Source organism: Conexibacter stalactiti (genome assembly GCF_033542075.1).
Classification (GTDB): domain Bacteria; phylum Actinomycetota; class Thermoleophilia; order Solirubrobacterales; family Solirubrobacteraceae; genus Conexibacter; species Conexibacter stalactiti.
In genome coordinates this window covers 1-647 of sequence record NZ_JAWSTH010000243.1, presented here as the reverse complement: position 1 = coordinate 647, position 647 = coordinate 1, and the positions used below count along the sequence as shown (strand labels likewise).

The 647-nt window shown below is 40.2% G+C and carries 1 protein-coding gene; it reads right to left on the bottom strand.

All coding sequences use genetic code 11. The features are described from left to right. Positions 1–404: 404 nt before the first annotated feature. Positions 405–647, bottom strand: a 243-nt coding sequence (locus R7226_RS31575; RefSeq protein ID WP_318601536.1) for a hypothetical protein, incomplete at its 5' end; no start/stop codon positions are given.

The following is a 647-nucleotide window of genomic DNA, read 5'->3' as shown; positions in this document are numbered from 1 at the left end:
GACTTCACAAGTCCTGTTGTGTTTCCACCAAGAATTTCAAAGGAAATGTTTTTCTTGTCAGTTCTGGCAATACATATTCAACGGTTTGTGTTGAAACCTTGAAGTTCATTTGAAAAGTCTATGTCCTTGTGGAAGTTGTCGTCATAGTTTCCTTTAAGTTGGAATAGTTGAAGAGCTTCGTCCACAAACAACAGGTCTTTAAGGTTGTAACCAAGAGACTGAAGGTTTTTCTCAATGTCAACTCCAACTGCAATTCCGTCCCACATTTCAGTTTTCTGTAGGTTTCATAGGGCATCAAGTGGAATCATCTTTCTAAGCGTCTCATTTGATTTTACCTGTGTAAGACTGAAAGAACCAATTCCTATGGTATTGTCTATGTCTGCCACATTGTAACCTTGAAGGAATCAGTTTTGGACAAATGCCGCAACCGCTTTCTTGATTAGAGATTGTGGATATGGTGAAACGAAATCAATCCCCCCCAAGTGAGTAATCTTGTTGTTTAGAAGTCTGTCAGCAAGTTCGGAAGCTCTTGCCACAAAGGACTCAAAATTTGCCACATGGGCATCAACATTGTTGTATGCTCCTTGTATCATGGCGTTCTTGTTCGGTTTGAAAACCGCTGTGTAATATGGTGCGTCTATGTATGG